The sequence below is a fragment of the Anabaena azotica FACHB-119 genome (genome assembly GCF_014697625.1).
In the GTDB taxonomy this organism is placed as follows: domain Bacteria; phylum Cyanobacteriota; class Cyanobacteriia; order Cyanobacteriales; family Nostocaceae; genus Trichormus; species Trichormus azoticus_A.
This window is the reverse complement of the sequence record NZ_JACJSG010000028.1, coordinates 94,571-103,395: the sequence shown is the minus strand read 5'-3', so window position 1 is coordinate 103,395 and position 8,825 is coordinate 94,571. Positions and strand designations below refer to the sequence as shown.

Sequence of the window (8,825 nt, the reverse complement as noted above, 5' to 3'; positions counted from 1 at the left end):
TGATAACTGATAACTGATAACTGATAACTGATAACTGATAACTGATAACTGATAACTGATAACTGATAACTGATAACTGATAACTGATAACTGATAACTGATAACTGATAACTGTCAACTCTCCACTGCAATTTCCGCCGCGACTTCCTGCAACGCTTGGGCAACTGCTGCTGCTTGTTCTGCTTGTTGATGTTGACTGAATATTTCCCCAGCTTGTTGATAGTAATCACGCGCTTGTAAAAGGTTTTGCCGATTACCTAACTCTGGTTTTTCTGGGTCATCGGGTAAATTAAATAAGGCGTTCGCTTTGTTCGCAATTGTGTTAGCATACTCCAAAGGGGTATCTTGACAATTTCGCACCTTTAACGCTTCATTATAAGCGGCGATCGCTCGCAAATTATTCTCGACAGGATGGGAACTCGGTAAATATTGCCAAGCATTACCCAGATTATTTTGCAACATCGCATATTCCCTGGGATGTTCAATGATATTAATATGCTTGAGTGCAGATGCAAAAGTCTGTATAGCCAAGGCTTCACAGAGGTTTTGCTGTTCCGCACTACCCGACATCGACAGGTAGGCGATCGCAATATTATTAGACAAAATCGCGTATTCTTGAGGATAATTCTCACAGGTAAACACCTGCAACGCCTCTTGATAAGCCGCAATACTATCGCTTATCCGCGCCAAATTAAACGGTACAAGCGACTGTAACACCAACCCTAAATTCATCTGTGCTTCTGCGGTTTCCTCCGCCCCAGCTAACTGTAAGAGAATTGGTAAAGCCTCCTCATAACCAGCCTTAGCTTGCAACAGTAATTCCGCCCCAGCATCAGGAATTGATTTTAACACCCCAGCCATCCCGGCTTGCGATCGCGCTTTCCATAGCGGATAATCGACACCGCACATTTTCTGGGCTTGTCGATATAACTCCACAGCATTCCACAAATCTTCAGGAGTTTTTGGTTTTTTCTGCAAACCTTGCGCCAATTCAATCAACATCTGAATTTTTTCTTCAGTTGTTGCTGACTCCGATGTAATAGCGGCTAATGCAGCTTTGACTGTTGAATCTGTAATGCTTGGTGTCATTTAATATTATTTAAAAGGACTAATTTACTAAACAAATATTTCCTCTGTGCCTCTGTGTCTCTGTGGTTTAATTAAACGCAGAGGAACACGGAGGTTTCATCACTTCATTTTGAAGTCTTTGAGGAGGAAGGGCATCATTAACCCTGTGGTTAAGCTAGATAGAGTTACTGGAATACATAAAGGAATTGCTGCCTGTGCTAGTAAAATGAATACTAACAAACCCACAGTAACAGCGATGAGGGTTTGCTGGAGAAAATGTAAAGGGTCTCTGATTAGCTTACCCTTTAAGAATAACTTAACAGAATACCAACCTATTTCTATCATATTGTCTCCTAAAAACCACTCAAAAAGTTTAACGCAATAAACCCTAAAACCAGGGTAGGAATTGTGCCTGCGGGGGCGAATAAAGCACCTAACATTGCTGAGAAAGAATAACCGATTTCTTTGCCAGCTAACATCATGCCACCAATAGCACCACCAACCATTGATATTAGACTAGCTATTAGTAACCACAATAATCCCGTTACTAAAGTTACGTCTCCAAATACCATATTATTGAGAAATTCTTCCATTTTCTCTTTCCTTCTTGAAGTGCAACTAGTGATTTGTCAGGGAAAAATTATTTTCTATCCGCCTGTATCTACTGTTAGTACAACTTTTGATGATTTGTGATATAGACCAACAGAACTCAATAACAATTCCCAAACTTAACAGTGGAGATTTTTACCTAAAGCTCAGTTACCACTTTCTCCACAATATTTTACTAAATTTAATATATAACAATTTATCAAGAAAATTCTTCAGTATATATATCTATTCAGTTATCAGTTATCAGTTATCAGTTAATCTCTAGGACAAATACCACACCAATTAGACTAACCTCGATTACCTCTCTTAACTTCCCAACGTACTAAATACCTCCCCAATAAAACTAGTAAAACCTCTGCGCCCCTCTGCGTTTAAAAAAATCATATTTCCTAACTAAAATCTGTGAGAAAAATAACCAAACACCCAAACATAACTATTATTTTATTTTTAATTAAATATTAATTTTTATTTAATTAAATAAAAATAAGTTAAAAAAAACCTTATTGTATAGTAATAGCCAAGACAGTTAAGACATCAGGAAAAAACTGAGACAGCAAAAGGCTTTTAACTCTATCACCTGTCACCTGTCACCGGAAAAGGCAGAGGGCAGGAGGCAGGAGGCAGGAGGAATGTCTCCTGCCCTCTGCCCACGACTGAAAGGAGTAAGGGTCACAAGCCCCTCCCAAATCTTTGATTGGGAGCTTCCAATTGGGAGGGGTCACAATCCCCTTCCAATTGGTTCCTCCTGCCCTCTGCCTTCTGCCTCCTGCCTTCTTGAACTGTCACCTGTCACCTGTCACCTGCTATAACAAGTAAACCTTCTGCAACAGGTGCGACTCTACAAGCGTAAACACCTGCATCATACCTGATAAACAATAAACAAAAATATAGCCAATGACTAACGTACTCTGGCTGCAAGGTGGTGCTTGTTCGGGCAACACCATGTCTTTTCTCAATGCCGAAGAACCGACAGTCTGCGATTTAATTGCTGATTTTGGCATTAAGGTACTTTGGCATCCCTCATTGGGATTAGAACTAGGCGATCGCTTACAAACCTTACTATGGGACTGCATCTTAGGCAAAACACCTTTAGATATATTAGTCTTTGAAGGCAGCGTAGTAAATGCCCCCAACGGCACAGGCGAATGGAACAGATTTGCCGATCGCCCGATGAAAGATTGGCTAAACGACCTGTCAAAAGCTGCTAAATTCGTCGTCGCCGTGGGAGACTGCGCCACCTGGGGAGGAATCCCCGCAATGGAACCCAACCCCAGCGAATCCCAAGGGTTGCAATTTCTCAAACGTAAAGAAGGCGGCTTCTTAGGTAAAGATTACAAATCCAAAGCCGGCTTACCAGTAATTAATATACCCGGATGTCCAGCCCACCCTGATTGGATTACGCAGATATTAGTTGCGATCGCCACCGGACGTATAGCCGACATCGCCCTCGACTCACTCAACCGTCCACAAACCTTCTTCAACACCTTTACCCAAACAGGTTGTTCTCGTAACGTCCACTTCGCCTACAAAGCCACAACCGCCGAGTTCGGACAACGTAAAGGCTGTTTATTCTACGACTTAGGTTGTCGTGGCCCCATGACTCACTCATCTTGCAACCGCATCCTCTGGAACCGCGTCTCCTCCAAAACCCGCGCCGGAATGCCCTGTTTAGGTTGCACAGAACCAGAATTTCCCTTCTTCGACCTCAAACCGGGAACTGTATTTAAAACCCAAACCGTCATGGGAGTTCCCAAAGAACTACCCCCAGGAGTTAAGAAGAAAGACTACGCCCTCTTGACAATGGTCGCCAAAGATGCAGCACCAGCATGGGCAGAAGAAGACTTTTTCACAATTTAGTCAAGAGTCAATAGTCCATAGTCAATAGTCCATAGTCAATAGTCCATAGTCAATAGTCCATAGTCAATAGTCCATAGCTGTTGTGATCAATGACTGTTGACTAATGACTGTTGACTAATGACTGTTGACTGTTGACTAATGACTGTTGACTATTGACTGTTGACTATTGACCTTTGACTATGGACAAATAATTATGAGAAGACAAACATTAGACATTTCGCCCGTCGGCAGAGTCGAGGGTGACTTAGATGTTCGCGTGGAAATTGCCGATGGACAAGTAGTTAACGCTTGGACACACGCCGAACTATTTCGCGGCTTTGAAGTCATCTTACGCGGCAAAGACCCCCAAGCCGGATTAATTGTTACGCCCCGTATCTGCGGTATCTGCGGTGGTTCTCACCTCACTTCTGCATCCTGGGCGTTAGATACAGCCTGGAATACAGAAGTCCCCCGCAACGCCATTTTAGCCAGAAACCTCGGTCAAATCGTCGAAACTATCCAAAGTATCCCCCGCTACTTTTATGGCTTATTCGCCATTGACTTAACCAACAAAAAATACCGTAGTAGCCGCTTCTACGATGAAGCCGTCCGCCGCTTCGCCGCCTTCACAGGTAAATCCTACGAACTCGGTGTTACCATATCTGCAAAACCCGTAGAAATCTACGCCTTATTAGGCGGTCAATGGCCCCACAGCAGTTATATGGAAATAAATTAAGAAATTGCTTATATATTAAGGATTTGCAAGTATAGATGGAATGATTCCCTTATTTTTCCTTAAATTAGGCAATAAACCCACTCCAGCAATATCATAAATCCATTTATTTTTATCTACTAAAAGTTATTTGCTTTTCTCAGGCTTTACCTAACTTTTCCCTACATCGCCTCCCCCCAACTCCAAAATCGTCTAAACTCAAAGTGTCCGCTAACTGCCAAAATCCCATGCCTCGCTGGTTCAACATTGCAGGCCCGTGTAACCCTGAAAAACACTACACCATCTCAGCCACAAGTCGTCTCCCGGACTTATCATTGCTGATTGAACAAGAAAGTTATTTTGTCCTTCATGCACCGCGACAAACGGGGAAAACCACAGCAATGTTAGCTTTAGCACAGCAACTTACCGCCATAGGACGTTATGCAGCAGTCATGGTATCGGTAGAGGTAGGAAGTGCTTTTAATCATGACCCAGGTGCGGCAGAATTAGCGATTTTGGGAACTTGGTATGATACGATTTCTATCCGCTTATCTAATGAATTGCAACCACCTGTTAAACAATGGAAAAACGAAGAACCAGGAAACAGAATCAAGGCTTTTTTACAAGGTTGGTCAAAAGCTCTACTTCGACCTTTGGTATTATTTATAGATGAAATCGATTCCCTACAAGACCAAACACTAATTTCAGTATTGCGGCAATTACGAGATGGTTTCCCAAACCGACCAGAAAATTTTCCCTCATCGGTGGGATTAATTGGTTTAAGGGATGTGCGGGATTATAAAGTAGCATCCGGTGGTAGTGACAGATTAAATACATCCAGTCCTTTTAATATTAAAGTCACTTCCATTACCCTGAGAAATTTTCATGCCGAAGAAGTTGCAGAACTATATCAACAACATACATCAGAAACAGGACAAATTTTCACCCCAGAAGCCACAGCAACAGCCTTTGATTTAACCCAAGGACAACCTTGGTTAGTCAATGCCCTTGCTAAAGAAGTTGTGGAAAAAATGGTGAAAGATAGAAGTATTGCTATTACCAAAGAACATATTTTACAAGCAAAAGAAATATTAATTGCTCGTCAAGATACTCATCTTGATAGTTTAGCTGAACGCTTACGAGAACCAAGGATAAAAGCAATTATTGAACCGATATTAGCGGGTTTGGAATTGGGGGATATACCCAATGATGACATTCAATTTGTGATTGATTTGGGTTTGTGTAAAATGCACCCCCAAGGTGGATTAACCATTGCTAATCCCATTTATCGGGAAGTTTTACCCAGGGTATTAACAGTGACACCAATGGCTTCCCTACCAGTGATTGCACCAACTTGGCTAACTTCAGAAGGAGAGTTAAATATAGATGCGTTACTGGCAGCATTTCTCAAGTTTTGGCGACAGCATGGGGAACCTTTATTAGGTAGCACTAGCTACCATGAAATCGCTCCCCACATCGTATTAATGGCTTTCTTGCATCGTGTTGTTAACGGTGGTGGAGTCTTAGAACGGGAATATGCAATTGGTAGTGACAGAATGGATCTATGTCTGCGTTACAAAGATGTGATATTAGGTATTGAGTTAAAGGTATGGCGGGAGAAAAAGCGTGACCCCCAAGCTGAGGGTATTGAGCAATTAGAATCCTATTTAGCCCGTTTGGGGTTAGATTTTGGTTGGTTATTTGTGTTTGATAGGCGGAAAAACGCCCTCCCAATGGAAGAACGTTTATCGACTCAGGTTGTGCTGACACAAAATCAGCGTCGGATTACTGTGATTCGGGCTTGAGTGTTTTGTAATGATTGATTTGTTTGTTTGAGCGATCGCTTTTCTCAAATATGTTGAACGGCAAATCTAACACCTCTAAGCTGCGATCGCTTGCTTAAAGTTCACAATCTTGGTGCGTTAAGAGGAATTTATCGGCAGAGTAAGCATCCTACAAGATAGGCGATCGCACTAAAAATCAATCTGAATTAGTTGGAATACAAGACAACACAACATATTATTTACGTTACGCCCCATAATATTTGCTGCTAAATCCTACAGATAATGGTGCGCCATCATACTGACAGGATACACCAATCTTTAACTTTCTCTTGTGATCGTAATATGTGTGGAAGTGTGTCTGTTTACGAGCTAGTTCTAACTCGGCTGGGTTAATACTAAGTACTCCTAAAATTGCCTCAGAATTAAAAGGTCGGCTCTGACTCCAAGGCGCAGTCTTTTTTAGCTCAATATCTACATAATTAATAAAGTTTCCTTCTGCCTCTAACAGCATATGAGCTTGCTCAGAGTCAACGATAATATTGCCTACTTTATTGGGGTTACCTCCGACTGCCCTTGCCGCATCCGCGATAGACATCCCCATATACTGAAAAGGGCGATGGAAGGGTGAACTAAGCACACATAATCCATAATCAATAGCTGCTCTATTTATGGCATCTCCAAGTGTCAATGTTCCAAGATAATCGCCATTTTTAGGCGTAGCAGATGCTTGTGAATTAACTATTGAAACTATTTGTGCGGGTAAGATTTTTATATCTTGCCTAAATAGATTTTGGATAGGAACTGGAATTGATACTTTTTGTTGTTTTTGCCAATTTTTATTAAGTGAACTGAGAAAATCCTGTGGGAAAGACCAATAAAACAAACCGTTTTGACAATCAACGACAATTAAGAATGTTGGATTTGGTTGAAGCAACCAATAATTGAGGGTTGGAACTTTAATAGGAATTGTAATTGAATTACTTTCTACTTTACATTCTGCTTTCCCTTTACACTGAATATTAAACAACTTTCCTGTTGGGTGTTCCTCCTGCATAATTTCACAGATAAAGTCGATGCCGAGATCCCTCTCTTGAGGGACAGGAATAACGTTACAAAATTCAGCAAAAACAGAACTGAGTAGATCGGCCGCACTTGCACCAATCTTTTGAGACTTAGTGCGTTTAGGTAATTTGGTCATTACGGTGCTAGAGGTTTTCTCACAATCTTAACTCAGCTTTAATTTACGAGCAATCACAGAGTTTTGGCAATTAGTTCACTCCGCACTCTCTGAGAAGGCTGCGCCTACGTAATGACGTAAAATCTTAGTTAGTACATAAGTCCTGATTATCTGAGAATTTCCAACTCCAACCTTAACCTTTCATTCTCCATCCTTAACGCCAATATTTCATTTTTCTGCAACTCAATTAATGACTTTTGACTAATTACCTCACCAAAGGCTTTTTTCCTATTTTCAATCCCAAACCATCTTTGATAGGTTTTTGTATGTTCATCAACAGTATGACCTAAATTGTCTGCTGCGGCTTTAATGGGTATTCCTTGAAGATGCGCTCGAATGGCGCAAGCATGACGTAAATCATAAGGTTGAAACTCAATTCCCACTTTTCTAAACCATCTGGATATATCTCTTCGCATCCAATTAATATTTTGTACAGAGGCGATTTTTGCCACCTTTTGTTCTAAAATATTTAATGGTTTGGAATTTTTTAAATCAAATAATTCTATCCATTCCGGTACAAAAGGGATAACTTCTCGATATCCAGTTTTGGTATTTTTATTCACTTTCCAAGTATGGTCTATATTTTGGGGAGACATCCACCAATTAATATCCGGTTCTACAAATAATTCCCGTGGTCTTAATCCATAAGTCGCCAACATTCCATATACCCAACGCCACATTTCCCAAGTGTCAATTTCATCACTTTTGTTTGTGTTTTTGCGGTTGAGTGCGAATTTTTCAAATAATTGAAAAGAGTATATTATTTTATCATCATCGGGAATTTCTCGATGGGCTGGTGTGACATTATCCCGTTTAACATCTAGTTTAAATCCTAAATTAAAGGTTTTAATCAAAACGGAAGTTACCGCAATCAATTCATTTTTTTTATTTCCCTGAAATGAATTAATAATTGCCTCAAAATTTTCTTTTGTGGCTAAATGTGTGAGAGGGAAGTTTCTTTTAATTACAGATATATAGTTAGGAAAAGTATTTTGACTGGTTATAGTTTTCTGACGAGTTTGATAATATTTTTCTTCAAATATATCTAATAATTCCCCAATAGTTTTTATCTCTTGCTTCTCTCTAGACTTAATTCCTAAATACTTCTCATTCCACTGGAAAGTATGACGAGCAATTAATTTACCTAACTCGTAACTTTCTTCAATTGCAGTTTTTAATCCCTCTAAATTGGCAGGTATCCCTAGAGACAAATCGTACTGCTTTTTTTGCTTACCTACACTGCTATCCCCTGGTTTTAAGGGTAGGGTAGCTCGTAATTGGAGAGAATTGCCAGTTTGTTTAATGCTAACTCTTATTCTCTCCCTTTTTAAATTAGTATTGGCTTCGACTAACTTCTGTTCAAAAACTGCTTGATACCGTAATTCCGTTGCTTTTATTTTCGCCATTGTTCCCCTATAGCTACCGTCTGTGGTGTTCTGCGGTTCAAAATCGGCAAATATATCGGCGAATAAGTCGGTTAAGTCTGCATTTACATATTCATGTGTAGATGTGGAATATGTTTCCTCGCAATTACCCTGATTTTCTCCGCTCATTCCCTAAATATTCCCTTATTTATAAA

The 8,825-nt window shown here is 40.4% G+C and carries 7 protein-coding genes and 1 pseudogene; 3 read left to right on the top strand and 5 right to left on the bottom strand.

Going from position 1 to position 8,825, the window contains the following annotated elements:
* Positions 1–114 precede the first annotated feature (114 nt).
* The 3 genes from H6G83_RS20225 to H6G83_RS20215 all read right to left on the bottom strand — a co-directional run bounded on the left by H6G83_RS20225 (position 115) and on the right by H6G83_RS20215 (position 1,661).
* Complete coding sequence (locus tag H6G83_RS20225; RefSeq protein WP_190475584.1) at positions 115–1,089, bottom strand: tetratricopeptide repeat protein; 975 nt, start codon at positions 1,087–1,089, stop codon at positions 115–117.
* A 99-nt stretch (positions 1,090–1,188) separates the two neighbouring features.
* On the bottom strand, positions 1,189–1,413 hold the full coding sequence (locus tag H6G83_RS20220; protein WP_190475583.1) for a hypothetical protein: 225 nt from the start codon (positions 1,411–1,413) through the stop codon (positions 1,189–1,191).
* An 8-nt stretch (positions 1,414–1,421) separates the two neighbouring features.
* Positions 1,422–1,661 (bottom strand): hypothetical protein, encoded by a 240-nt coding sequence (locus H6G83_RS20215; protein WP_242044709.1) that lies wholly within the window; start codon positions 1,659–1,661, stop codon positions 1,422–1,424.
* 910 nt (positions 1,662–2,571) lie between these two features.
* On the opposite strand from H6G83_RS20215, the gene H6G83_RS20210 reads away from it, so the two are divergent.
* The 3 genes and pseudogenes from H6G83_RS20210 (at position 2,572) to H6G83_RS20200 (ending at position 6,030) form a co-directional block, all read left to right on the top strand.
* Positions 2,572–3,534, top strand: coding sequence for a hydrogenase small subunit (locus H6G83_RS20210; RefSeq protein WP_190475582.1), 963 nt, complete (start codon positions 2,572–2,574; stop codon positions 3,532–3,534).
* A 193-nt stretch (positions 3,535–3,727) separates the two neighbouring features.
* Positions 3,728–4,237, top strand: a pseudogene (locus H6G83_RS20205) (nickel-dependent hydrogenase large subunit); the annotation flags it as partial.
* 236 nt (positions 4,238–4,473) lie between these two features.
* Entirely contained in the window at positions 4,474–6,030 is a 1,557-nt protein-coding gene (locus H6G83_RS20200) for an AAA-like domain-containing protein (protein ID WP_190475581.1), read from the top strand.
* Positions 6,031–6,253: 223 nt separating this feature from the next.
* Here the strand turns inward: H6G83_RS20200 and H6G83_RS20195 are convergent, their stop codons facing one another.
* Together H6G83_RS20195 and H6G83_RS20190 are read right to left on the bottom strand one after the other, a co-directional pair.
* Entirely contained in the window at positions 6,254–7,207 is a 954-nt protein-coding gene (locus tag H6G83_RS20195; protein ID WP_190475580.1) for a DUF4365 domain-containing protein, read from the bottom strand.
* A gap of 146 nt (positions 7,208–7,353) precedes the next feature.
* Positions 7,354–8,799: a site-specific integrase gene (locus tag H6G83_RS20190; RefSeq protein ID WP_190475577.1), complete on the bottom strand. Its 1,446-nt coding sequence runs from the start codon at positions 8,797–8,799 to the stop codon at positions 7,354–7,356.
* Positions 8,800–8,825: the final 26 nt, after the last annotated feature.